The sequence below is a fragment of the Streptomyces chumphonensis genome (assembly GCF_014779715.1).
GTDB lineage: Bacteria > Actinomycetota > Actinomycetes > Streptomycetales > Streptomycetaceae > Streptomyces > Streptomyces chumphonensis.
Genome location: NZ_JACXYU010000005.1, coordinates 191,398 through 214,590 on the forward strand (window position 1 = coordinate 191,398; position 23,193 = coordinate 214,590).

General features: G+C 75.1%; 25 protein-coding genes. 8 read left to right on the top strand and 17 right to left on the bottom strand.

Annotated elements, in window-relative coordinates; genetic code table 11:
• Positions 1-2 precede the first annotated feature (2 nt).
• Positions 3-611, bottom strand: a complete 609-nt coding sequence (locus IF129_RS12655) for a sigma-70 family RNA polymerase sigma factor (protein ID WP_191209695.1) — start codon at positions 609-611, stop codon at positions 3-5.
• 294 nt (positions 612-905) lie between these two features.
• Complete coding sequence (locus IF129_RS12660) at positions 906-1,517, bottom strand: response regulator transcription factor (RefSeq protein WP_028426699.1); 612 nt, start codon at positions 1,515-1,517, stop codon at positions 906-908.
• A gap of 590 nt (positions 1,518-2,107) precedes the next feature.
• On the opposite strand from IF129_RS12660, the gene IF129_RS12665 reads away from it, so the two are divergent.
• Positions 2,108-2,458 carry a WhiB family transcriptional regulator gene (locus IF129_RS12665; protein WP_191209696.1) on the top strand — a complete coding sequence of 117 codons (351 nt, stop codon included), beginning with the start codon at positions 2,108-2,110 and terminating at the stop codon, positions 2,456-2,458.
• A gap of 56 nt (positions 2,459-2,514) precedes the next feature.
• Here the strand turns inward: IF129_RS12665 and IF129_RS12670 are convergent, their stop codons facing one another.
• Positions 2,515-3,501, bottom strand: coding sequence for a LysR family transcriptional regulator (locus IF129_RS12670; protein ID WP_191209697.1), 987 nt, complete (start codon positions 3,499-3,501; stop codon positions 2,515-2,517).
• Positions 3,502-3,600: 99 nt separating this feature from the next.
• Between IF129_RS12670 and IF129_RS12675 the strand changes: the two genes are divergently transcribed.
• The 3 genes from IF129_RS12675 (at position 3,601) to IF129_RS12685 (ending at position 5,986) form a co-directional block, all read left to right on the top strand.
• Entirely contained in the window at positions 3,601-4,245 is a 645-nt protein-coding gene (locus tag IF129_RS12675; RefSeq protein ID WP_191209698.1) for an MOSC domain-containing protein, read from the top strand.
• A gap of 126 nt (positions 4,246-4,371) precedes the next feature.
• Positions 4,372-5,145 carry an SDR family NAD(P)-dependent oxidoreductase gene (locus IF129_RS12680; protein ID WP_191209699.1) on the top strand — a complete coding sequence of 258 codons (774 nt, stop codon included), beginning with the start codon at positions 4,372-4,374 and terminating at the stop codon, positions 5,143-5,145.
• Between the two features lie 133 nt (positions 5,146-5,278).
• Entirely contained in the window at positions 5,279-5,986 is a 708-nt protein-coding gene (locus IF129_RS12685) for an ester cyclase (protein ID WP_191209700.1), read from the top strand.
• Between the two features lie 84 nt (positions 5,987-6,070).
• Here IF129_RS12685 and groL read toward each other — a convergent pair whose 3' ends face one another.
• The 3 genes from groL to IF129_RS12700 all read right to left on the bottom strand — a co-directional run bounded on the left by groL (position 6,071) and on the right by IF129_RS12700 (position 9,366).
• The gene (groL, locus tag IF129_RS12690) at positions 6,071-7,696 is read right to left on the bottom strand and encodes a chaperonin GroEL (RefSeq protein WP_191209701.1); all 1,626 of its coding nucleotides are present in this window, start codon (positions 7,694-7,696) and stop codon (positions 6,071-6,073) included.
• 119 nt (positions 7,697-7,815) lie between these two features.
• A complete protein-coding gene (gene groES / locus IF129_RS12695) occupies positions 7,816-8,124 on the bottom strand; it encodes a co-chaperone GroES (RefSeq protein WP_191209702.1) in 309 nt (102 codons plus the stop codon).
• Positions 8,125-8,391: 267 nt separating this feature from the next.
• On the bottom strand, positions 8,392-9,366 hold the full coding sequence (locus IF129_RS12700; RefSeq protein ID WP_425579813.1) for a polysaccharide deacetylase family protein: 975 nt from the start codon (positions 9,364-9,366) through the stop codon (positions 8,392-8,394).
• Positions 9,367-9,438: 72 nt separating this feature from the next.
• On the opposite strand from IF129_RS12700, the gene IF129_RS12705 reads away from it, so the two are divergent.
• Together IF129_RS12705 and IF129_RS12710 are read left to right on the top strand one after the other, a co-directional pair.
• Complete coding sequence (locus tag IF129_RS12705; RefSeq protein ID WP_191209704.1) at positions 9,439-10,659, top strand: class I SAM-dependent methyltransferase; 1,221 nt, start codon at positions 9,439-9,441, stop codon at positions 10,657-10,659.
• 119 nt (positions 10,660-10,778) lie between these two features.
• Positions 10,779-11,567, top strand: coding sequence for a VOC family protein (locus tag IF129_RS12710; protein ID WP_318153703.1), 789 nt, complete (start codon positions 10,779-10,781; stop codon positions 11,565-11,567).
• Positions 11,568-11,578: 11 nt separating this feature from the next.
• On the opposite strand, the gene IF129_RS12715 is transcribed toward IF129_RS12710, so the two are convergent.
• The 4 genes from IF129_RS12715 to tsaB form a co-directional block, all read right to left on the bottom strand.
• Positions 11,579-11,836 (bottom strand): hypothetical protein, encoded by a 258-nt coding sequence (locus IF129_RS12715; protein ID WP_191209705.1) that lies wholly within the window; start codon positions 11,834-11,836, stop codon positions 11,579-11,581.
• A complete protein-coding gene (tsaD, locus tag IF129_RS12720; RefSeq protein ID WP_191209865.1) occupies positions 11,833-12,999 on the bottom strand; it encodes a tRNA (adenosine(37)-N6)-threonylcarbamoyltransferase complex transferase subunit TsaD in 1,167 nt (388 codons plus the stop codon). The genes IF129_RS12715 and tsaD overlap by 4 nt, the downstream gene beginning before the upstream one ends.
• Before the next feature lie 15 nt (positions 13,000-13,014).
• A complete protein-coding gene (rimI, locus tag IF129_RS12725) occupies positions 13,015-13,515 on the bottom strand; it encodes a ribosomal protein S18-alanine N-acetyltransferase (protein WP_191209866.1) in 501 nt (166 codons plus the stop codon).
• Positions 13,516-13,577: 62 nt separating this feature from the next.
• Positions 13,578-14,255 carry a tRNA (adenosine(37)-N6)-threonylcarbamoyltransferase complex dimerization subunit type 1 TsaB gene (gene tsaB / locus IF129_RS12730; protein WP_191209706.1) on the bottom strand — a complete coding sequence of 226 codons (678 nt, stop codon included), beginning with the start codon at positions 14,253-14,255 and terminating at the stop codon, positions 13,578-13,580.
• Between the two features lie 154 nt (positions 14,256-14,409).
• On the opposite strand from tsaB, the gene IF129_RS12735 reads away from it, so the two are divergent.
• Positions 14,410-14,964 carry a hypothetical protein gene (locus IF129_RS12735; protein WP_191209707.1) on the top strand — a complete coding sequence of 185 codons (555 nt, stop codon included), beginning with the start codon at positions 14,410-14,412 and terminating at the stop codon, positions 14,962-14,964.
• Between the two features lie 43 nt (positions 14,965-15,007).
• Here the strand turns inward: IF129_RS12735 and IF129_RS12740 are convergent, their stop codons facing one another.
• From IF129_RS12740 to glmS, 7 genes are all read right to left on the bottom strand, one after another.
• The gene (locus tag IF129_RS12740; protein WP_191209708.1) at positions 15,008-15,187 is read right to left on the bottom strand and encodes a hypothetical protein; all 180 of its coding nucleotides are present in this window, start codon (positions 15,185-15,187) and stop codon (positions 15,008-15,010) included.
• Between the two features lie 132 nt (positions 15,188-15,319).
• Complete coding sequence (tsaE, locus tag IF129_RS12745; RefSeq protein WP_191209709.1) at positions 15,320-15,871, bottom strand: tRNA (adenosine(37)-N6)-threonylcarbamoyltransferase complex ATPase subunit type 1 TsaE; 552 nt, start codon at positions 15,869-15,871, stop codon at positions 15,320-15,322.
• A gap of 10 nt (positions 15,872-15,881) precedes the next feature.
• Positions 15,882-17,000 carry an alpha/beta fold hydrolase gene (locus IF129_RS12750; RefSeq protein ID WP_224754856.1) on the bottom strand — a complete coding sequence of 373 codons (1,119 nt, stop codon included), beginning with the start codon at positions 16,998-17,000 and terminating at the stop codon, positions 15,882-15,884.
• 19 nt (positions 17,001-17,019) lie between these two features.
• A complete protein-coding gene (gene alr, locus IF129_RS12755) occupies positions 17,020-18,192 on the bottom strand; it encodes an alanine racemase (RefSeq protein ID WP_191209711.1) in 1,173 nt (390 codons plus the stop codon).
• A gap of 12 nt (positions 18,193-18,204) precedes the next feature.
• Positions 18,205-19,662 (bottom strand): NAD(P)H-hydrate dehydratase, encoded by a 1,458-nt coding sequence (locus IF129_RS12760; protein WP_191209712.1) that lies wholly within the window; start codon positions 19,660-19,662, stop codon positions 18,205-18,207.
• Positions 19,663-19,730: 68 nt separating this feature from the next.
• Positions 19,731-20,099 (bottom strand): holo-ACP synthase, encoded by a 369-nt coding sequence (locus tag IF129_RS12765; RefSeq protein ID WP_191209713.1) that lies wholly within the window; start codon positions 20,097-20,099, stop codon positions 19,731-19,733.
• 7 nt (positions 20,100-20,106) lie between these two features.
• Positions 20,107-21,954 carry a glutamine--fructose-6-phosphate transaminase (isomerizing) gene (gene glmS, locus IF129_RS12770; protein WP_191209714.1) on the bottom strand — a complete coding sequence of 616 codons (1,848 nt, stop codon included), beginning with the start codon at positions 21,952-21,954 and terminating at the stop codon, positions 20,107-20,109.
• Positions 21,955-22,230: 276 nt separating this feature from the next.
• On the opposite strand from glmS, the gene coaA reads away from it, so the two are divergent.
• The gene (gene coaA, locus IF129_RS12775) at positions 22,231-23,151 is read left to right on the top strand and encodes a type I pantothenate kinase (RefSeq protein ID WP_318153715.1); all 921 of its coding nucleotides are present in this window, start codon (positions 22,231-22,233) and stop codon (positions 23,149-23,151) included.
• Positions 23,152-23,193 lie beyond the last annotated feature (42 nt).

The following is a 23,193-nucleotide window of genomic DNA, read 5'->3' on the forward strand; positions in this document are numbered from 1 at the left end:
GGCTACTGCTCGGCGAGGGCGCGCAGCCGGGACAGCGCGCGGTGCTGCGCGACACGGACGGCGCCCGGGGACATGCCGAGCATCTGGCCCGTCTCCTCGGCGCTGAGTCCGACGGCGACCCGTAGGAGGATCAGCTCGCGCTGGTGCTCGGGGAGGTTGGCGAGGAGCTTCTTGGCCCACTCGGTGTCGCTGCTGAGCAGCGCGCGTTCCTCCGGGCCGAGGCTGTCGTCGGGCTGCTCGGGCATCTCGTCCGACGGCACGGCCATCAGTCCGGGGTGCCGCATCGCGGCCCGCTGGAGGTCGGCGATCTTGTGCTGGGCGATGGCGACGACGAAGGCGTCGAACGGCTTTCCGGTGTCCCGGTAGCGCGGCAGGGCGCACAGGACGGCCAGGCAGACCTCCTGCGCCAGGTCGTCCACGAAGTGCCGGGCGTCTCCGGGCAGCCGGCTCAGTCGCGTGCGGCAGTAGCGCAGGGCGAGGGGGTGGACGTGCGCCAGGAGGTCGTGCGTGGCCTGCTCGTCCCCCGAGACGGCGCGCCGCACGACGGCACCGATGCCCGGTCCACGGCCGGCGGGCACGACAGCGGTGCCCGGTGTGGTGTCGTCGCGCATCGGTCCATGGTGCACCGAGTCCGACGTATTCGCCGCACCGCGCCCCTGGTTATGCCCTGAAGCGTTATATCGGAGTGCGCCCATGACCATCTGGCTAGCCCTCCCCCTCTCGGGTTCCTCACACCGTCCCGGTCGGCTGCCGCCGGCTGCTTCCGGCGTTCGGCCGGACAGGAGTCCACCACCAAGCATGCGGCATCGCGCGCGCTGCCGCGGGGACCGGGGCGGAACAGGAGCAGCCGACGGGGGCGTGGCGGGCCTCTGACGTGCGGCGCCGCGCCCCCGGACCGCGGGAATTCAGCGGACGAGGCCCCAGCGGAAGCCGAGCGCGACGGCGTGCGCCCGGTCGGAGGCGCCCAGCTTCTTGAACAGGCGCCGGGCGTGCGTCTTGACGGTGTCCTCGGAGAGGAAGAGCTCTCGGCCGATCTCGGCGTTGGACCGCCCGTGGCTCATGCCCTCCAGCACCTGGATCTCGCGGGCGGTGAGGGTGGGGGCCGCGCCCATCTCGGCGGAGCGCAGTCGGCGGGGGGCCAGCCGCCAGGTCGGGTCGGCCAGCGCCTGGGTGACGGTGGCCCGCAGCTCGGCGCGGGAGGCGTCCTTGTGCAGGTACCCCCGGGCGCCGGCGGCGACGGCGAGGGCGACGCCGTCGAGGTCCTCCGCGACGGTGAGCATGATGATGCGCGCTCCCGGATCGGCGGAGAGCAGCCGGCGCACCGTCTCCACGCCGCCCAGCCCGGGCATGCGGACGTCCATCAGGACGAGGTCGGAGCGGTCGGCGCCCCACCGGCGGAGGACTTCCTCGCCGTTGGCCGCCGTCGTCACGCGCTCGACGCCGGGCACGGTCGCGACCGCGCGGCGGAGCGCCTCCCGGGCGAGCGGGGAGTCGTCGCATACGAGGACGGAAGTCATGGCCGCCCTCCGCTGCTGATGCGCATCACCTTGAGCCTCCAGGCTGTTACGAGTCGTCACCTGTGCGGTTGAGCGCCCGCGCCGCCGTGACCGGGGCACGTCCCCGGCCCCGGGCCGGGGACTCGGTGTCCTGCCAACCGCCTCCGCACTCTCAACGACGGTCACCCAAAAGAGTTACGGGCAGCGCAGCCCGCCTTCGGCACTCTACGTGTGGGCGGGAACACCCAGAAGGACGCACGGCCGCGCAGGGCGGTGTACATCCCTCGGACGCACCCCGTCGCGTAGCGCGCCTCGGACCACTGTGCCCTATTTGGGCGCTTTTGCTTCCACTTTGTGGCGTCCGTGGCTAAATTCGGCAAAGAGTCATATTTACAGCTACTCACACCACACACATCACCGACGGGGATGGACGGACACCACGGCCCACACACCCCGGGCCACCGGCGCGGGGGCATCCCGACCGCCCGCGCGGGTACCCGGGGCCGGACGCCGATGCCGGCGGCCCCACCCGGGACCGGCGGACCCGGCGGGGCGCCCGGGGGCCGACAGGTCCGTCGCACAGCCGCAGCAACGCTCCGAGAGGACGAGCAATGGCAGATTTCTCCCGCCTTCCGGGCCCCAACGCCGACCTGTGGGACTGGCAGCTCCTGGCCGCCTGCCGAGGGGTCGACAGCTCGCTCTTCTTCCACCCGGAGGGTGAGCGCGGCGCGGCCCGCAGCGCGCGCGAGGCATCGGCGAAAGAGGTGTGCATGCGCTGCCCGGTCCGTGCGCAGTGCGCGGCCCACGCCCTGTCCGTGCGGGAGCCGTACGGCGTCTGGGGAGGTTTGACGGAGGACGAACGCGAAGAACTGATGGGCCGGGCACGGCACCGCCTGGTGACGACCGGCGGCGCGGGCGCGCCCGGTTCCGGCCCGGCGGCCGACACCCCGACGGGGGCGTGAGCGGCCGGATACCGGGAGACCGCACGCAGAAACGTATCTGCGCGCGGCGGTCGCCCCTATCCCGCCGCGCGTCGGCCCGGTCGCGCGTGCTCGGTAGGCGACGGCGCACCGGTGCGCGCCGCGGCCGACACCGCCAGATGGTCCAGCGTGGCGGCGACCGCGGGAACGCGGCCGAGGTCGGGCAGCGTCAGCGCCACGACCTCGCGCCGCACCCGCGGCGTGACGGCGACCAGGGCCACCCCCTTCGGACGCACCGACTCGACCGCCAGCTCCGGCAGCACGGCGACTCCGAGACCCGCTCCGACCAGGCCCACCACGGCCGGGTAGTCGTCCGTGGCGAAGTCGATCCGGGGCGCGAAGCCCGCCGCCCCGCACACGTCCTCCAGATGGCGGCGGCACCGGGGGCACCCGGCGATCCACGACTCGTCCGCCAGCGCGGCGAAGGGCACCTCAGCCCCCGTGGCCAGCGGGTGGCCCTCCGGGAGGAGCCCCACGAGCCGGTCGGTCAGCAGCGGCCGCACGACGAGGTCGTCCCACTCGGCCGCCGCCGACCCTCCGGCGGCATCGGGGGCGGCGCCGTCGGAGGAGACCGGGTAGCGGTAGGCGAGCGCGACGTCGCAGTCCCCGGCGCGCAGCAGTTCCACCGAGCCGGGCGGCTGGGCCTCCACCAGGGAGACCCGGGTGCCCGGGTGCTCGGCGCGCAGCGCGGCGACGGCGCCGGGCAGCAGCGTCGAGCTGGCGCTGGGGAAGGAGACCAGCCGCACCCGCCCGGCCCGCAGCCCCGCGATGGCGGCGACCTCCTCCTCGGCCGCCGTCAGCCCGGCGAGCACGGTGGCGCCGTGCCGGGCCAGGACCTCGCCCGCCTCGGTCAGCCGGGTCTCCCGGCCCGTCCGGTACAGCAGCGGCGTCCCGACCGACTGCTCCAGCGCGCGCATCTGCTGGCTGACGGCGGGCTGCGTGCAGCCCAGCTCGCGGGCGGCGGCCGAGTACGAACCGGCGGCCGCCACGGCGCGCAGGACGCGGAGGTGGCGGGCTTCGAGCATGCCCCCACCCTAAGACGGCCCGGCCGCCGACCCGCCCGGCCCACGGCCCGCTCCGGTCCGGCCCCGGACCCGCCGAACGGGGCCCGTAACCTGTGGCCCATGCACATACTCTCGGTGAACCGCGGCGCCCTCCGGGCGACGGAACACAGCTCGGCCGGCCACACGGGCATCGGCAAGACGCCGGTGAGCGGCCCGGTGCTGGTCAAGGCCCCGGGGCCGCGGGGCACCGGCGGCAGCGGCATCGTGGGGGACGCGATCGGGGACCTGCGGTTCCACGGCGGCGACGACCAGGCCGTCTACGCCTTCGCCCGCGAGGACCTGGACGCCTGGGAGGAGGAGCTGGGCCGCGAGCTGCCGCCGGGTACGTTCGGCGAGAACCTGACCACCTCCGGCTACGACATCAACCACGCGCTGGTCGGCGAGCGCTGGCGCGTCGGCCCCCAGGTGGTGCTGGAGGTGTGCCACGTGCGGCTGCCCTGCCGGACGTTCGCCGGGCACCTCGGCGAGGCGGGCTGGGTGAAGCGCTTCACCCGCGCCGCCCGTCCCGGCCCCTACCTGCGCGTCGCCGAGGGAGGCGAGATCCGGGCCGGGGACGCCGTCGAGGTGGTGCACCGGCCCGACCACGACGTCACGGTCTCGCTGATGTTCCGCGCCCTCACCACCGAGCGCGAGCTGCTGCCCCGGCTGCTGGCCGCGCGGGACGTCCTGCCGGAGCGGGTGCTCGCCGAGGCGCGCGGCGAGTGAGCCGCGGCGCGGTGCCCACCGGCGCGGTGCGCGCCGCGCCGGCCCGCGCGTCCGGACAGGTGGCGGGCGGACGCAAGGACGGGAGCCGCGCGGGGCGTTGAGCCGTGGGCCGCTACGGTTCCCGGTATGACGACTGCACTGATCACAGGGGCGACGGCCGGAATCGGCGCCGCGTTCGCCCGGCGGCTGGCCCGGGACGGACACGACGTGGTGCTGGTCGCCCGGGACGCCGAGCGGCTGGCGCGCCAGGCCACCGAGCTGCACGACCGGCACGGCATCGAGGCGTCCACGCTGCGGGCCGACCTGGCCACCGAGGAGGGCATCACCGCCGTCGCCCAGCGGCTGGGCGACCGGCGCCACCCGGTGGACCTGCTGGTCAACAACGCGGGCTTCGGCACCAAGGGCCGCTTCCTGGAGGTGTCGGAGGAGGACGAGCTGCGGATGCTGCGCGTGCACTGCGAGGCGGTGCTGCGGCTGACGTCGGCGGCGGCCGGGGCGATGCGGGAGCGCGGCCGGGGCGGGGTGGTGAACGTCGCCTCCGTGGCCGCGTTCGTGCCGCGCGGGACGTACGGGGCGAGCAAGGCGTGGGTCGTGCAGTTCACGCAGGGGGCCGCGCAGGACCTGGCGGACTCGGGGGTGCGGATGCTGGCGCTGTGCCCGGGGTTCGTGCGGACCGAGTTCCACGAGCGGGCGGGCATGTCGGCCTCGGACGTCCCGGGGTGGATGTGGCTGGACGCCGACCGGGTCGTGGACGCCGCGCTGAAGGACCTCGCCCGGGGCCGGACGCTCTCCGTGCCCGACGCCCGGTACAAGACGCTGCTGGGCGCGAGCAAGCTGGTGCCGCGCGGGCTGCTGGGCCGGGTGTCGTCCAGCTCGGGTCGCAAGTACGCGCCGAAGTAGCGGCGCCTGCGGCCCGCGCCGCCGGCGCCGCCGCCCGCGCCTTCGCCCACGCCGCCGCCCAGGCGTCGGTTTCGCCGGAGGCATAGCCTGGAGGTGTCCCCATTCGCCGATGGCCGACTGTAAGGAGGCCGTCATGACATTCGTGCAGCTCATCGACTGCAAAACGAGCCGGGTCGACGACATGAACCGGCTCCTGGACGCCTGGGTGGAGGCGACCCGGGGCAAGCGGACGGCGACCCACGCCCTCGTCGGCCGCGACCGGTCCAGCTCCAACCACGTCGTGGAGATCGTCGAGTTCCCCTCCTACGAGGAGGCGATGCGGAACTCGAACCTGCCCGAGACCGACCGGATCTTCCAGGAGATGGTGGCGCTCTGCGACGAGATGCCGCAGTTCACGGACCTGGACGTGGTGCGGGACGAGCAGCTGAACAAGGGCACCGCCCGCAAGGTCTTCGAGGAGGTGCTGTCCACGCGCGACTACGCCGCGCTGGAGGACCACTTCCACCAGGACTACGTCGAACACGACCCGGCCAACCCGACGGGCGACCTGCACGGTCTCGAAGAGGCCCGGGAGAACCTCCGGGAGCAGCTCGACCCGTTCGAGCCCCGGTTCACGGTGCTGGGCGCGGCGGCCGACGGTGACCTGGTCAGCCTGCGCTTCCAGGCCGTGGGACGGCACGTGGGCCCGTTCATGGGCATCGAGGCGACCGGCAGGGACTTCACCCTCACCGGCCACGTGACGTTCCGGTTCCAGGACGGCAAGATCGCCGAGAGCTGGTTCAACTGGGACAACGCCCGGCTCCTCGCGGACATCGGCCTCGTCGACATGCCCCGGCCGTAGGCGCGGGGCCGCACCACGCCCGGACGCCGACAGGCCCCCACCCGCCAGGGGTGGGGGCCTGCGTCAGGCGGTGTGCCGGGTCGGTCAGTGCGCGTGGCCGTGACCGTGGCCGTGACCGGCGTCCTCCTCCTCGGCCGGCTTCTCGACGACCAGGGTCTCGGTCGTGAGGAGCAGGGAGGCGATGGACGCGGCGTTCTCCAGGGCGGAGCGGGTGACCTTCACCGGGTCGATGACGCCGGCCTTGACCAGGTCGACGTACTCGCCGGTGGCGGCGTTGAAGCCGTGGCCCTTCTCCATCTCGGCGACCTTGGAGGTGATGACGTAGCCCTCCAGGCCGGCGTTCTCCGCGATCCAGCGCAGCGGCTCGACGACGGCGCGGCGCACGACGGCGACGCCGGTGGCCTCGTCGTCGGACTTGCCCAGGCTGTCGGCCAGGACCTTCGCGGAGTGGACGAGCGCGGAGCCGCCACCGGAGACGATGCCCTCCTCGACCGCGGCGCGGGTCGCGGAGATGGCGTCCTCCAGACGGTGCTTCTTCTCCTTGAGCTCGACCTCGGTGGCCGCGCCGACGCGGATGACGCACACGCCGCCGGCCAGCTTGGCGAGGCGCTCCTGGAGCTTCTCGCGGTCCCAGTCGGAGTCGGTGTTGTCGATCTCGGCCTTGATCTGGGCGACGCGGGCCTGCACGTCGTCGCTGGTGCCGGCGCCGTCGACGATGGTGGTGTCGTCCTTGGTGACGGTGACGCGGCGGGCGGAGCCCAGCACGTCCAGGCCGACCTGGTCGAGCTTGAGGCCGACCTCCTCGGCGACGACGGTGCCGCCGGTGAGGGTGGCCATGTCGCCGAGCATCGCCTTGCGGCGGTCGCCGAAGCCGGGCGCCTTGACGGCGACGGCGTTGAACGTGCCGCGGATCTTGTTGACGACCAGCGTGGACAGGGCCTCGCCCTCGACGTCCTCGGCGATGATCAGCAGCGGGCGCGAGCCGCCGGCCTGCATGATCTTCTCCAGCAGCGGCAGCAGGTCGGCGATGGCCGAGATCTTGCCCTGGTGGATGAGGATGTACGGGTCGTCGAGGACGGCCTCCATGCGCTCCTGGTCGGTGACCATGTAGGGCGAGAGGTAGCCCTTGTCGAAGGCCATGCCCTCGGTGAAGTCCAGTTCCAGGCCGAAGGTCTGCGACTCCTCGACGGTGATGACGCCGTCCTTGCCGACCTTGTCCATGGCCTCGGCGATCAGCTCGCCGACCTGCTTGTCCTGCGCGGACAGCCCGGCCACCGAGGCGATGTCGGCCTTGGAGTCGATCGGGCTGGCGGAGGCGATCAGGTCGTCGGAGACGGCCTTGACGGCGGCGTCGATGCCCTTCTTCAGGGCGGCCGGGGAGGCGCCGGCGGCGACGTTGCGCAGGCCCTCGCGGACGAGCGCCTGGGCCAGCACGGTGGCGGTGGTGGTGCCGTCACCCGCGATGTCGTTGGTCTTGGTCGCCACCTCCTTGACGAGCTGGGCGCCGAGGTTCTCGTACGGGTCCTCGACCTCGACCTCACGCGCGATGGTGACGCCGTCGTTGGTGATGGTCGGGGCGCCGAACTTCTTGTCGATGACGACGTTGCGGCCCTTGGGGCCGATCGTCACCTTGACGGTGTCGGCCAGCTTGTTGACGCCGCGCTCCAGGGCGCGACGGGCGTCCTCGTCGAACTTCAGGATCTTCGCCATGGCGTAGAGAGGTCCTCTCAGGGCTTTGTGGGCGTATCACAAACGAACCGCGCCCCGGCCCCGGCTGTCTGTGACGGGGAACCAGGGCGCGGATCAGCACACGGATGTGCGGGGGTGCCTTACTTCTCGATGATCGCGAGCACGTCGCGAGCCGAGAGGACGAGGTACTCCTCGTTGTTGTACTTCACCTCGGTGCCGCCGTACTTGCTGTACAGAACGACGTCACCGACCTTCACGTCGAGCGGCAGGCGGTTACCGTCCTCGAAGCGGCCCGGGCCCACGGCCAGGACGGTGCCCTCCTGGGGCTTCTCCTTGGCGGTGTCCGGAATGACCAGGCCCGAGGCCGTGGTCTGCTCGGCGTCGAGCGGCTGGACCACGATGCGGTCCTCAAGCGGCTTGATGGCAACCTTGGAGCTGGCGGTCGTCACGATCCGACCTCCCCCTTCGGAGATCTCACGGGGTCTTATGTCTAGAGGTGGCGACCTGGTCGATCCGTCGTCGCGGGTGCCGGACCTTCCCGTCGCGCCTGGCACTCCCCGGTGGAGAGTGCCAACGGTGAGACTATGCCTCGGTTAGCACTCGGTCAAGCGGAGTGCCAACGCCACACCGCGCGTCGTCGGATTCGGCTCCCGGAACGGCCGCTTCGACCCCACCGTCCGGCCCCCCGCCGCGCCCGGCCGGTGGGGGGCCGGGGCTCAGATGTAGTCCTCCAGGCGGGCGAGGGCGAAGCCCTGGTCGGTGGCGGTCTTCAGGGTGCGGCGCAGCATGTCGTTCATGGTCCCGCCCCACTCCTGCGGCCCGCGGAAGTGGGTGAGGATGATGTCGCCGGGGTGGAAGACGCGGTCGGCGCGGCCCCAGTCGAACTTCTCGGCCCACGCCTCCTCGGCCCACAGCGGGACGGCCTCGATGCCGCAGGTGGCCGCGGCGCGGAGGGTGTCGCGGTTGTAGGCCCCGTAGGGCGGGCGGAACAGCCGCGGCGTGACCCCGATCTCCTTCTTCAGCACCTCCTGCATGTCGCAGATCTCGCGGCGCTGCTGCGCGTAGGAGAGCTTCGGCATCTCCTTGTGGTGCAGGGTGTGGTTCTGGACGGCGGCGCCGTCGCGGTGCATGCGGCGGAAGTAGTCGTAGTCGTCCTTGGCCACGTAGTCGGAGAGGAACGCGCTGTAGGGGATGTCGAGTTCCCGCAGCATGCGGGTGAAGCGCGGGTCCTTGTGCCAGCCGTCGTCGATCGTGAGGAAGACGACCTTGTCGTCGGTGGGGACGCGGACGACGACCGGCGGCAGCCCCGCGTCGGCGATGAGCCCGGGCGTACTGGCGAGTTCCACCTTCTGCGGGGGCGGCGCCGGGGGGCGCAGCGGGGGCGTGGCGAGGCCCCAGCGTTTCGCGGCGGCGACGCGGCGGGCCTCGGCCCGCTCCAGGGCGTGGGCGTAGTCGGCGAGGGAGGCGGCGGCGTACTCGGCGCCGACACGCTGGGCCTCTCCGAGGGGCAGTCCCTCCACCGCGGCGGCGAGCGGCCGGTCGAGCGGGGCGCGGTCGTCGGGGAGGTGGCCGGCCCCGGAGACGGCGGCGCAGGACACGGCGAGCGCGACGACGGTGGAGGCGCCGACGGCGCGGCGGAGCTGACGCCACCTCCCCGAGGCCCTTCTGTCATTTTGTCTGATTTGTCCGATGATCGGCATAACGCCGGATCGTGCCAGCAGCCCGGGCCCGGACGGCGACGGCGTTCCGCCGGGCAGAGGAAAATGGGCCGCGTGGCCGTATCCGAATCACCCGACACACCGACCCCCGCCTCCCCCGAGGTCGACGCCTTCCGGGCGCTCCTGACCGACGAGGGGGCCGAACTGCTGGCGCTGCTGCGCGACCACGACCCCGCCGACGAGCTGGCCCTCGCCACCCGGCTGCGCCGCGACCACCCCGCCGCCCTCGTCTCGGCCGCACTCGGCCAGGCCCGGCTGCGGCAGCGGGCCGTGGCGAAGTTCGGCCCCGAGGACGCCGCCCGGATGTACTTCACCCCCGACGGCGTCGAGCAGGCGACGCGCTCCGCGGTGGCCGCCTACCGCGCCGAGCGGCTGACCGGACGCGGGGTCCGGCGGCTGGCCGACCTGTGCTGCGGCATCGGGGGCGACGCCGTCGAGCTGGCCCGCGCCGGCGTCGACGTCCTCGCGGTGGACCACTCACCGCTGACCTGCGCCGTCATCGAGGCCAACGCCGCAGCGCTCGGCCTGGCCGACCGGATCACCGTGCGCCGGGCCGACGTCACCGAGGTGGACGTCGACGGGTACGACGCCGTCTTCGTCGACCCGGCACGGCGCGGCGGCCGGGGCCGGGTGTTCGACCCCGAGGCGTACGCGCCGCCGCTGTCCTGGGCGCTGGACGTGGCGCGCCGGGTGCCGCACGCGGCCCTGAAGATCGCCCCCGGCGTGCCGCACGAGGCGCTGCCCGGCGACGCCGAGACGGAGTGGATCTCGGTGTCCGGCGAGGTGAAGGAGGCCGTGCTGTGGTTCGGTACGGGGACGACGCCCGGGTTCCGGGCCACGCTGCTCCCCGGCGGGCACTCCCTTCTGGGCGCCGACCTGCCCGACCCGGAGCCCGGCCCGGTCGGCCGGTACCTGTACGAGCCGGACGGCGCGGTCATCCGGGCCCACCTCGTCGCCGACGTGGCCCGCGACGTGGACGGCCGCCTGCTGAGCCCGGGCATCGCCTACGTGACCTCCGACGTCCTGCGGGCGACGCCGTACGCGCGGGCCTTCGAGGTGACGGACGTGCTGCCCTTCCACGTCAAGCGGCTGCGCGCGCTGCTGCGGGAGCGGGAGGTGGGCGTCCTGACGGTGAAGAAGCGCGGCTCGGCCGTGGAGCCCGAGGAGCTGCGGCGCAAGGTCCGCCTCGCGGGCCCGCACGCGGCGACCGTCTTCCTCACCCGGGTGGCGGGTGCGCCCGCGATGCTGCTCGGCCACCCCGTGTAGGGCCGCGTCGGCCCCGGTCCGCCCGCCGTCCGGCGTCCCCGTGTGGCACGTCGGGCCCGGGGGCCGGAAGGTGGAAGCGACAGCGAGCGGCGCCGCGCACGGAGACGAGGTGAGCACAGGTGCCCGACGATGCCGGAGCCGTCCACGGCGCGCCGTGCTGGGTGAGCCTGATGACGCACGACCTGGACGCCGCCATGCGCTTCTACCAGAGCGCACTCGGCTGGACGTACCGGCCGGGCTTCCGCGACCAGGAGCAGGGCTACCAGCTGGCGCTCGCCGACGGGCGCCCGGTCGCCGGGCTCGGCATGACCGCGCAGACGCGGACCTTCGCCCCGGCGTGGACGGCGTACTTCCAGGCGCAGAGCGTCAACGAGGTGGCCGGACGGATCCAGGAGCGCGGCGGGACGGTGGCCGTCGGCCCGCTCCCCTTCGGCACCGGCCGGGTGCTGTGGGCGGCCGACCGGCAGGACGCGCGCTTCGGCGTCTGGGAGGGCGATCCCGTCCCCGGGTGGCGGATGCGGCACCGGGCGGGCGCACCGGCCCGTCTCCAGCTCGTCACGGGCGACGCCTTCGCGGCGGCCATGTTCTACGGCGGCGTGTTCGCCTGGGACACCCGGGAGCCGGAACGGGTCAGCGTCCGGTTCGAGTCGGACCACGTGGTCCTGTGCGTGGACGGCCACCACGTGGCGGACCTGTGGGGCGGCGCGGTGGAGGAGGCGCCGGACCCGACGGTCCGGCCGCAGTGGCACGTCTACTTCTGCGTCGACGACGTGGACGACGTGGCCGCGCGGACGGAGGCGGCCGGCGGCAGCGTCGTCCAGGCGCCGGAGCTGTCCCACTTCGGGCGGGTGGCCGGGCTGCGCGACCCCGAGGGCTCCCTCTTCCACGTCACCTCGGAGCACACCTGAGGTGCCGGGCCTCAGTCGACCCGGGTGAAGCGCCAGCGGTGCACCGGGCGGTGCAGCAGCCCGGCGGGCGGGTCGGGAAGCTCGCCGAACGGCCCCGGCCCCTCCCAGTGGGTGATGACCAGGACGCGGTCGCCGGGCGCGGTGTAGGTCTCGCGCCGCACGGGCGCGGGGTCGAGGGTCTGGGCCCGTGCCCAGGCCAGCAGCTCCGTACCCCGCCCCTCGGCGGCGCGGGCCTCCCACATCAGGGCGGTCGTCACAGGCGTCGTCATGCGTCGTAGAGGTTCTTCCGGCTCAGTTCGTGCACGTGGTCATGGGAATGGCCGTGGTCATGGGGATGGCCGTGGTCGTGGGAGTGGTCGTGGGAAGGGTCATGGCTTGCGACGGGCGGGGCCGCCGGGACGTGGGGTTCGGTGACGGGCAGCGAGGAGTCGGCCGGCAGGTCCCAGCCGGACGCGGCGCGGCCCCGGGCCACCATCTCCGCACCCAGCGCGGCGACCATCGCGCCGTTGTCCGTGCACAGCTTCGGCCGGGGCACCCGCAGGGTGATGCCCGCGTCGGCGCACCGCTCCTCCGCCAGCGCGCGCAGCCGCGAGTTGGCGGCGACGCCGCCGCCGATCATCAGGTGGTCCACGCCCTCCTCCCGGCAGGCCCGGATCGCCTTGCGGGTGAGCACGTCGGTGACGGCCTCCTGGAAGGAGGCGGCGACGTCGGCGACGGGCACGTCCTCGCCCGCCCGCCGCCGTGCCTCGATCCAGCGGGCGACGGCGGTCTTGAGGCCGGAGAAGGAGAAGTCGTAGGGGGCGTCGCGCGGTCCGGTCAGGCCGCGCGGGAAGGCGATCGCGGCGGGGTCGCCCTCGCGGGCGTAGCGGTCGATGACGGGGCCGCCGGGGAAGCCCAGGCCCAGGACGCGGGCGACCTTGTCGAACGCCTCGCCCGCCGCGTCGTCGATCGTGGCGCCCAGCGGGCGGACATCGGCGGTGATGTCGGGCGCGAGGAGCAGCGAGGAGTGGCCGCCGCTGACGAGCAGCGCCATCGTCGGCTCGGGCAGCGCGCCGTGTTCGAGCTGGTCGACGCAGATGTGCGACGCCAGGTGGTTGACGCCGTAGAGCGGCTTCCCGAGCGCGTAGGCGTACGCCTTGGCCGCCGAGACGCCCACGAGCAGCGCCCCCGCCAGCCCGGGGCCGGCGGTGACGGCGATGCCGTCGAGGTCGGTGGCGGCGACGCCCGCCTGGTCCAGGGCGCGCCGGATGGTGGGGACCATGGCCTCCAGGTGCGCCCGGCTGGCGATCTCGGGCACGACACCGCCGTAGCGGGCGTGGTCGTCGACGCTGGAGGCGACGGCGTCGGCCAGCAGCGTGTGACCGCGCACGACGCCGACACCGGTCTCGTCGCAGGAGGTCTCGATGCCGAGGACAAGGGGCTCGTCGGGAATCATCTGTCGTCGTTCCTAGCTCGGGTCGCTGTCGGGGCCGGACCCGCCGGGGGCGGGGGGCGTCGTCGGGGCGCCGTGCTCGCGGCGCATGACCAGCGCGTCGACGTCGCCCGGCTGGTAGTAGCCGCGCCGCAGTCCCACCGGCACGAAGCCGTGCCGCTCGTACAGGCGCTGGGCGCGCGGGTTGTCGACGCGGACCTCCAGGAGGACCTGGTGGCACTCGAAGGCGGTGGCGGCGGCGAGGAGGTCGGTCAGGAGCCGGGTGCCGAGGCCGCTGCCCTGCCGCTCGGGGGCGGCGGCGATGGTCTGGACGTCCCCGGTGCCGTCGACGGTGGTGGCGAGCCCGGCGTAGCCGACGATCCGGCCGCCGGGGTCCTCCGCGACGGTGTAGTGGTGCGTGGCGCCGGGCCCGCGCGCGTGCGCCAGCTCCGACCAGAACATGCCCGCCGACCACGCGTCCTCGGGGAACAGGGCGCGTTCCAGGGCCAGCACCGGCTCGATGTGCCACCAGCGCATCGTGCGCAGCGTGACGGCGCCGGAGTGCTCGGGACGTCCGGCGACGCGATCCTGCCGCCGGCTCACCGTGGCGTGACCACCTTGTACCCGGCCGGGACCTTGGCGTCCGGGCGGCGCAGGTACATCGGCAGCGGCGGCGGGAACGGCTCCCCGGCGGCCAGCCGTTCGGCGGCCAGCGCGGCGAGCGCGGCGGCCGACTGGTGCTCGGGACCGTCCTCCCGCAGGCCGGTGAAGGTCTCGGGGTAGAGCCGGGCGCCCGCGCCGACGGCGGGGAGGCCGGCGACCTCGGCGGCGATGTCGGCGGGCCGGTCCACGCGCGGTTCGCCCACCCGGGTCCGGGGGTCGGCGTAGCGGGCCCAGTAGACCTCCTTGCGGCGGGCGTCGGTCGCGACGACGAACGGCCCGTCCCCGCCGACGGCTCCGGACCGCCCGGCGGCGTAGGCCAGGCCGTCGAGCGTGCACAGGCCGTGCACGGGGATGCCGAGCGCCGCGCCGAACCCCGACGCCGTCACCAGGCCGACCCGCAGCCCGGTGTAGGGGCCGGGCCCGACGCCGACGACCAGGCCCGTCACCTCGTTCAGAGCACGGCCCGCCTCGGCCAGGACGGCGTCCACCGCCGGGAGCAGCAGCTCACCGTGGCGGCGGGCGTCCACCTGGTCGCGGGCGGCGAGGACCCGCTCGCCGTCGTGCAGGGCGACGGTGATCGCGGGGGTGGCGGTGTCAAGAGCGAGCAGCAGCACGGAGCAAGCCTACGGCGCGCCCGGCGGTGCGGTGTCCGGGCTGCCCCGGAGGGGTACCCGGGGGCTGCTACCGTCGCACTGGCGATCAGTGCGCGCACACCCGCGCGCGCCGGGCGGCGGAGAAGACGACACACGGCATCGAGGGGTGAACCCGGTGGCACGCAGCAGTGCGGGGACGTTCGTGGCCGGACTGACCGCGCTGGCGCTCGCCACGGTCGGGTTCCTCGCCTACCAGGCGTCGGCCGCCCAGGACGCGGCGCACGACGGCAAGCGGTCCGAGCCGTCGGCGTCGCCCGCGCCGGCGGCCGAGGAGTCCCCGGACCCGCAGGCGCTGCCGACCGCCTCCGGGGAGGGACGGCGCGTGGTGTACGCGCTCGGAGCGGACCGCGTGTGGCTGGTCGGTGCGAGCGAGGCGGTGCAGCGGACGTACGAGGTCCGGCCGGGCACCCTCGACCCGGTGGTCGGCACGTACTCCGTGACCTCGCGGGCCGCGCAGGTCACCGGGACGGACGGGGTGCCGGTGCAGCACGTCGTGCGGTTCGCGACGCTCGCCGGGACGGGGATCGGCTTCAGCGCGCCGGTCGAGGACGGCGCCGAGCCGACGGCGGAGCCGGAGCGCGAGACGGGCGGCATCCGGGAGAGCCGGGCGGACGGCGAGGCGATGTGGGAGTTCGCGACGCTCGGCACCGAGGTCGTCGTCGTCCCGTGACGCCCGGCCGCGCCGCACCGGCCTGAGGCGGCGGCGGGCGGCGTCAGGCGGCGTCGGCGGGTCCTGCGGGGTCGGCCTCACGGATGCGGGGCGGACGGGGTTCCTCCTCCGGCGGCCGGGAGACGGCGCGGGCGGCCGCGCACGACGCCAGGAGTTCGCCGAACGGCGGCGTCTGCGGCGCGCACTGTCGTGCGGACGGTGGTGCGGACTCACGTTCCGGCATGGCCCCTCCTCACGCGCTACAAGTTAGGTTCACCTAACCACGCGGGGGACGGCTGCGCAACAGCTTGCCGACACGCCGTCGGGATGCGGTCGGGACGCGGTCGGTTCGCCGTGGAGGGGCGGCCGGGACGGCTCAGGTCACCGCCGACAGGTCGACGTCCGCCCAGCGCGGCCCGACTCCGGTGAGCGTCACCGCACGGACGTCGACGCCACCGTCCTCCGCGCCGTCGGCCGGCCGGGGCTCCGGGACGTCGGTGCCGAGGGTGCGGCCGATCACCACGTGCAGGCGGTCCTCCGTCAGCTCCTCGACCTTGCCCTCGCCCCACTCCACGACGACGACGGACTCGGGCAGCGAGACGTCCAGGTCCAGGTCCTCCATCTCCTCCAGCCCACCGCCGAGCCGGTAGGCGTCGACGTGGACGAGCGGCGGGCCGCCCCCCGTCGGGGGGTGCACACGGGCGATGACGAACGTCGGCGAGGTGACGGCGCCGCGCACGCCCAGCCCCTCCCCCAGCCCTCGGGCGAGCGTCGTCTTCCCGGCGCCCAGCTCGCCGGAGAGCAGCACCAGATCCCCGGCGCGCAGGAGACCGGCGAGGTCGCGGCCCAACTCCCGCATGCGCTCGGGCGTGCTGACCGTGAGCCGGGCCTCGGCCCGGGGTGTGGCCGTCTGTGTGGCTTCGTGCATGGCTCCGATGCTAGGCCGTGCCGGGCGCCCGTGCGGCGCCCTCCGGCCCGGCGGTGTCCAGCAGGGCGCGCAGGAGGGCGTTGACCTCCTCGGGGCGTTCGAGCATCAGCAGGTGTCCGGTGTCGGGCAGGATCTCCAGGCGGGCGCCGGGCAGCGCGGCGGCGATGGCCTCGCTGTGCGGCTGCGGGGTGAGCTGGTCCCGGTCCCCGGCGGCCACCAGGGCCGGTCGGCCCGCGAAGGCGGCGAGGGCGGCGGTCTGCTCGTGCCCCTCGAAGGCGGGGTAGAACTCGGCGACGACGTCGATCGGCGTCGCCTCGATCAGCCGCTCCGCGAACCGGGACACGGCCGGGTCGACCGCGCGGGGCGTGCCGAAGGAGTAGTGCCGCACCAGCCCGGCCAGCAGGTCGGCGCCGGCCTCCCGGCCGCGCTCCACCAGCGCCGGGTGCGCGGAGAGCAGTTCGAGGACGCCCGGCAGCACGCGGCGCACCGCGCGCACCCCGGCGGCCGGGAGGCCGTAGGTCACCTCGGCCAGGCCCCCCGCCGAGGTGCCGAGGAACGCGGCCCCGGCGACGCGCCGCTTCACCCACGCGGGGTACTGGGCGGCGAGCGTCATCATCGTCATGCCGCCCATGGAGTGGCCGACGAGCACCACGGGCCCGCGCGGTGCCGCCGCGTCCAGCACGGCCCTCAGGTCCCGGCCGAGCCGGTGGAGCAGCTCCGGGGCGTCCTCCGGACGGTCGGCGCCGCCGCGCCCGGACCGGCCGTGGCCGCGCTGGTCCCAGTAGACGGCGCGCACCCCGAGGGCGCGCAGGGCGGCGCGCTGGAAGTGCCAGGAGTCCTGGTTGAGGCAGTAGCCGTGGCTGAGGACGACGGTGAGGGCGCCGTCGGCGGTGGCGCCGGTGGCCCCGTCGGCTTCGGGAGCGTCCGTCTCGTAGTACAGCTCGGTCCCGTCGTCGGCGTGGACGGTGCCGGGGACGCCGCGCAGGGTGCCGTAGGGGCCCTGCGCGTCCAGGGAGAGGCGGGCCCGGCGGCGGACCGTGCGGTGCACCGTCAGCCGTTCGACGGCCACGCCGGCCGCGACGACGCCGAGCGCGGCACCGGCGAGCCCGGCCCGGCGGCGCGGGCTCATGTCCCCCAGGCCCATGGCCCTACCCGGCCCCGGCGTCGGACTCGGCGTTCAGGTGGACGCGGGGGACGCGGGCGCCGACGCGGGTGACGATCTCGTACCCGATCGTGCCGACGGCCCGCGCCCAGTCCTCCGCCGTCGGCTCGCCGGCGTCGCCGGGGCCGAACAGGACCGCCTCGTCGCCCGCCTCGGCGCGGTCGCCCCCGAGGTCCACGACGAACTGGTCCATCGCCACGCGTCCGGCCACCGTCCGCAGCTTCCCGGCGACGAGGACGGGACCGCGGCCCGACGCGTGCCGGGGGACGCCGTCGGCGTAACCGGCCGGGACGAGGGCCAGCGTCGTCGGACCCGGCGTGGTGTAGCCGAACCCGTAGGAGACGCCGTGCCCGCCGGGCACCCGCTTCACGTTCGCCAGGTCGGCGCTGAGCCGCATGGCCGGGCGCAGCCCGAAGTCCTCCGGCACCCCGATCTCGGGGGCGGGCGAGAGCCCGTAGACGGAGACGCCGGGGCGCACGAGGTCGAAGTGGGACGCGGGGAGGCTGAGCGTGGCGGGCGAGTTGGCCAGGTGCCGGACCTCGGGGCGCAGCCCGGCCCGCTCGGCCCGGGCCAGCGCCTCACGGAACGCGGTCAGCTGCGCGGCGATCGAGGGGTGGCCCGGCTCGTCGGCGCAGGCGAAGTGCGACCAGAGGCCGGTGACGCGCACGGCGCCCTCCGCCTCGGCGGCGCGGGCGGCGGCCACCAGGTCCGGCCAGTCGGCGGGCTGGCAGCCGTTGCGGCCCAGCCCGGTGTCGGCCTTGAGGTGGACGCGGGCGGTGCGGCCCGTCGCCCGGGCGGCGGCCACGATCTCGTCCAGCGCCCACCGCGCGCTCGCGGAGACGTCGATGTCCGCCTCGACGGCGCGCGCCCAGGGGCCGCCGGGTGTCCACAGCCACGCCAGCAGCGGGCCGGTGTCGCCGGCCGCGCGCAGGGCCAGCGCCTCCTCGGGGGTGGCGGTGCCCAGCCAGTCGGCCCCGGCCAGGCGGGCGGCGCGGGCGCACGGGAGCAGGCCGTGCCCGTAGGCGTCCGCCTTGACGACCGCCATGAGCCCCGCGCCTCCGGTGGCCCGGTCCCGCAGCGCCCGCACGTTCGCGCGCACGGCGGCGAGGTCGATCTCGGCCCGGACGCGCGGCGGACGGAAGGCGGGTGCGCTGTTCACGGCACCAGTGTCTCAGGCACGCCGCGGGCGGGCCGCGCACACCTCGCGCCAGGCCGCCGGGAGGGCGGCGGCGACGTCGGACGCGGCGGGCGGCGCCGGGGCCGTCCGGCCCGCCACCCCGTGCAGGTGGGCCCCGGCGGCGGCGGCGTCCCGGGCGTCGAGCCCGGCGGCGAGCAGCGCGCCGATCAGGCCGGAGAGGACGTCGCCGCTCCCGGCGGTGGCGAGCCAGCCGGTGCCGGTGGGGTTGGCCCGCACGGGTCCGCCGTCCGGTCCGGCGACGAGCGTGGCGGAGCCCTTGAGCAGGACGGTCGCCCGGTAGCGGTCGGCCAGGCGCCGCACGGCGTCGAGCATGCCCGCCTCGACGGCGGCCCGGGAGGTGTCCAGCAGGGCGGCGGCCTCACCGGCGTGCGGGGTCAGCACCGTCGGGGCCCGGCGGGCCCGCACGGCGTCGACGTCGGCCAGGCGGAGCCCGTCGGCGTCGATCAGCACCGGGACGTCGGCGTCCAGCACCTCGCGGACGGCCCGCTCGGCCCCGGCGCCGTCGCCCAGTCCCGAGCCGACGGCCCACGCCTGCACCCGGCCCGTGTGCTCCGGAGAACCGTCGGTGACCAGCGCCTCGGGGTGCCGTGCGAGCACCTCGGCGGCGGCCGTCCCCGCGTAGCGCACGGCCCCGGCGCCGCCGCGCAGCGCCCCGGAGACGGCCAGCACGGCGGCGCCGGGGTACCGCGCCGAGCCGGCGGCGACGCCCACGACGCCCCGCCGGTACTTGTCGGTGTCGGTGCCCGGCCGGGGCAGCAGGGCGGCCACGTCGGCGTGCTGGAGCGCCACCACGTCGGGGGTGGCGGGCAGGTACGGCGCCAGGCCGATGTCGACGAGCCGCACCGCCCCGGCGTGGCTGCGGGCGGGCTCGACGAGCAGGCCGGGCTTCCACGCCCCGAACGTCACCGTCGCCGCCGCCCGGACGGCCTCGCCGTCCACCTCGCCGGTGTCGGCGTTCACCCCGCTGGGCAGGTCCACGGCGAGGACGGGGGCGGTGACGCCGCGCAGCAGGCGGGCGGCGTTCTCCCGCAGACCTCCCCGGCCGCCGATGCCGGTGATGCCGTCCAGCACCAGGTCGGCCCCGCCCAGCACGGCCCTACCCGACGCGGCCTCCTCGGCCCCGACGGCACGGCCGCCGGCCCGGCGGAGCGCGGCGAGCCCGCCGGGGTGGACGCGGTCGGGGCTGAGCAGCACGGCGGTGACCCCGGCGCCGCGCCGCGCGAGCCGGGCGCCCGCGTACAGGGCGTCGCCGCCGTTGTCGCCGCTGCCGACGAGGAGGGCGACGCGGGTGCCGTAGACGCGGCCGAGCAGGTCGGCCGCGGCGGCGGCCAGGCCGGCGGCGGCCCGTCGCATGAGGGCGCCCTCGGGGAGCCGCGCCATCAGCTCCCGCTCGGCGTGCCGTACGACCTCGACCCGGTAGGCGTTCCGCATGGCCGCCAGCGTAGGCCGTCCGCGCGGTGGACGCCCGGGGCACAGGTGACGCCGGGGGCGCCGGGCGGTTACGCCTCGGCGATGACGACGGCCGAGGCCACGCCCGCGTCGTGGCTGAGCGAGACGTGCCAACGCCGCACGCCGAGCAGCGCGGCGCGGTCCGCGACCGTGCCCCGCACGACCAGGGACGGCGCGCCGGTGTCGGCCGTCAGCACCTCCGCGTCCGTCCAGCGCAGCCCCCGGGGCGCGCCCAGGGCCTTGGCCAGCGCCTCCTTCGCCGCGAACCGGGCGGCCAGGGAGGCCACCCCGCGCCGCTCGCCGCTGGGCAGGAACTGCTCAGCGGGGAGGAACAGCCGTTCCGCCAGCGCCGGGGTCCGTTCCAGCGACTGCGCGAAGCGGTCGATCTCGGCGACATCGATCCCCACCCCCACGATCACGGTGCGCTCACTCCACCGTCACGGACTTGGCGAGGTTGCGGGGCTGGTCGACCTCGTTGCCCCGGGCGGTGGCCAGCTCGCACGCGAAGACCTGGAGCGGGACCGTCGCGACGAGCGGCTGGAGGAGCGTCGGCGTGGCGGGGACGCGGATGAGGTGGTCGGCGTACGGCACGACGGCCTCGTCGCCCTCCTCGGCGACGACGATGGTGCGCGCGCCCCGGGCCCGGATCTCCTGGATGTTGGAGACGATCTTGTCGTGCAGCACGGAGCGGCCGCGCGGCGAGGGCACCACGACGACGACCGGCAGGTCCGGCTCGATCAGCGCGATCGGGCCGTGCTTGAGCTCCCCGGCCGCGAAGCCCTCGGCGTGCATGTACGCCAGCTCCTTGAGCTTGAGCGCGCCCTCCAGCGCCACGGGGAAGCCGACGTGCCGGCCGAGGAAGAGGACGGTGTCCTTGTCGGCCAGGGAGCGGGCCAGCTCGCGCACCGGCTCCATCGTCCCGAGCACCGTGTCGACCTCGGTGCCGATGTGCGCCAGCTCGCCGACGACGGAGTTGATCTCGTCGCCCCACTTCGTGCCGCGCACCTGGCCGAGGTAGAGCGCGACGAGGTAGCAGGCCACGAGCTGGGTGAGGAACGCCTTGGTCGAGGCCACGGCGACCTCGGGGCCGGCGTGCGTGTAGAGGACGGCGTCGGATTCGCGAGGGATGGTGGAGCCGTTGGTGTTGCAGATGGCCAGCACCTTGGCGCCCTGCTCGCGGGCGTGCCGCAGCGCCATGAGGGTGTCCATCGTCTCGCCGGACTGCGAGATGGCGATGACGAGGGTGCGCTGGTCCAGGATCGGGTCGCGGTAGCGGAACTCGCTCGCCAGCTCCGTCTCGCAGGGGATGCGGGTCCAGTGCTCGATGGCGTACTTCGCGATCATGCCGGCGTGGTAGGCGGTGCCGCAGGCCACGACGACGACCTTGGTGACCTCGCGCAGGACGGCGGCGGGGATGCGGACCTCGTCCAGGTGCAGGGCGCCCTGGGCGTCGATGCGGCCCAGCAGCGTGTCGGCGACGGCCTTCGGCTGCTCGGCGATCTCCTTGAGCATGAAGTAGTCGTAGCCGTCCTTCTCGGCGGCGGACGCGTCCCAGTCGACGTGGTAGGGCCGCACGTCGGCGGGCGCGCCGTCGAAGTCGGTGACGGTGACGGACTCCCGGGTGAGCGCGACGACCTGGTCCTGGCCCAGCTCGATCGCCTCGCGGGTGTGCTCGATGAACGCCGCGACGTCGGAGGCGAGGAACGCCTCCTCCTCCCCGACCCCGACGACCAGCGGCGAGTTGCGCCGTGCGCCGACGACGGTGTCCGGCTCGTCCGCGTGCACGGCGACGAGTGTGAACGCCCCCTCCAGCCGCCGGCACACCTGGCGCATGGCCTCGGGCAGGTCGCCGCAGGAGGAGAACGCCTCGGCCAGCAGGTGGGAGACGACCTCGGTGTCCGTCTCGGAGGTCAGGTCGTGGCCGCGCTCGGTCAGCTCGGCGCGCAGGACGGCGAAGTTCTCGATGATGCCGTTGTGGACGACGGCGACGCGTCCGGCGTTGTCCAGGTGCGGGTGGGCGTTGCCGTCGGTGGGGCCGCCGTGGGTGGCCCAGCGGGTGTGGCCGATGCCCGTGGTGCCCGAGGGCAGCGGGCGCTCGTCGAGCACTTTGCCGAGGTTGGCGAGCTTGCCCGCCTTGCGCGCCGAGGCGAGCCCGCCGTCGGCCAGCACGGCCACCCCGGCCGAGTCGTAGCCCCGGTACTCCAGCCGCCTCAGTCCTGCGATGACCACGTCGAGGGCGGACTGCCCTCCCACATAACCCACGATGCCGCACATGGCACGGCAGCCTACGCGGTGCCGTGCGGCGTGCCCGTGAGGGCGCCGGGGAACCTCCGGCCGCGCCGTACGGCTCCGGCGCGGGCGTCCGGTATCGCACAGGGGCGCGCGGACGGCCTCCAGCGCCCCCGGATGAGCGTCCGCGCCGGGCGGGCGCACAATGGGCGCGTGCCCCGCTCACCTGGCCCGTCCGTGCCCCCCGCCGACCTCCGGCCCGGGGAGTCCCCGCCCCCGCCGCCGTCCCCCGGGCGGCGCCGCGCCGACGTCACCCCGTACGTGGACCTCAGCCGCGCCGAGTGGAGCGCGCTGCGGGAGCGGACGCCGCTGCCCCTGACGGCCGAGGAGGTCGAGCGGCTGCGCGGCCTCGGCGACGTCGTCGACCTCGACGAGGTCCGCGACATCTACCTGCCGCTCTCCCGGCTGCTGAACCTCTACGTCGGCGCCACGCACGGACTGCGCGGCGCGCTGAACACCTTCCTCGGCGAGGGCGCCCAGCCGGGCACCCCGTTCGTGATCGGCGTGGCCGGGAGCGTCGCCGTCGGCAAGTCCACGACGGCGCGGCTCCTCCAGGCCCTGCTGGCCCGCTGGCCCGAACACCCCCGCGTGGAGCTGGTGACGACCGACGGCTTCCTGCTGCCCAACGCCGAACTGCACCGGCGCGGGCTGATGTCGCGCAAGGGCTTCCCCGAGTCCTACGACCGCCGCGCCCTCACCCGCTTCGTGGCGGACGTCAAGGCGGGCCGCGAGGAGGTCTCCGCCCCCGTCTACTCGCACCTCATCTACGACATCGTGCCCGGCAAGCGGCTCACCGTGCGCCGCCCCGACATCCTCATCGTCGAGGGGCTGAACGTGCTCCAGCCCGCGCTGCCCGGCACGGACGGCCGCACCCGCGTCGCCGTCGCGGACTACTTCGACTTCTCCGTCTACGTCGACGCGCGGCTGGAGGACATCGAGCGCTGGTACCTGGAACGGTTCCGCAAACTGCGGCGCACGGCGTTCCAGAACCCCTTCTCCTACTTCCGCAGGTACACCCAGGTCTCGGAGGAGGAAGCGCTGGACTACGCGCGCGGCACCTGGCGGGACATCAACCGCCCGAACCTGAAGGAGAACATCGTGCCGACGCGCGGCCGGGCCAACCTGGTGCTGCGCAAGGGCGCCGACCACACGGTCCAGCGCCTCTCGCTGCGCAAGCTCTGACGTCCCCCGGGCCCCGCTCCGAGCCGGTCGGGGCGGGGCGGG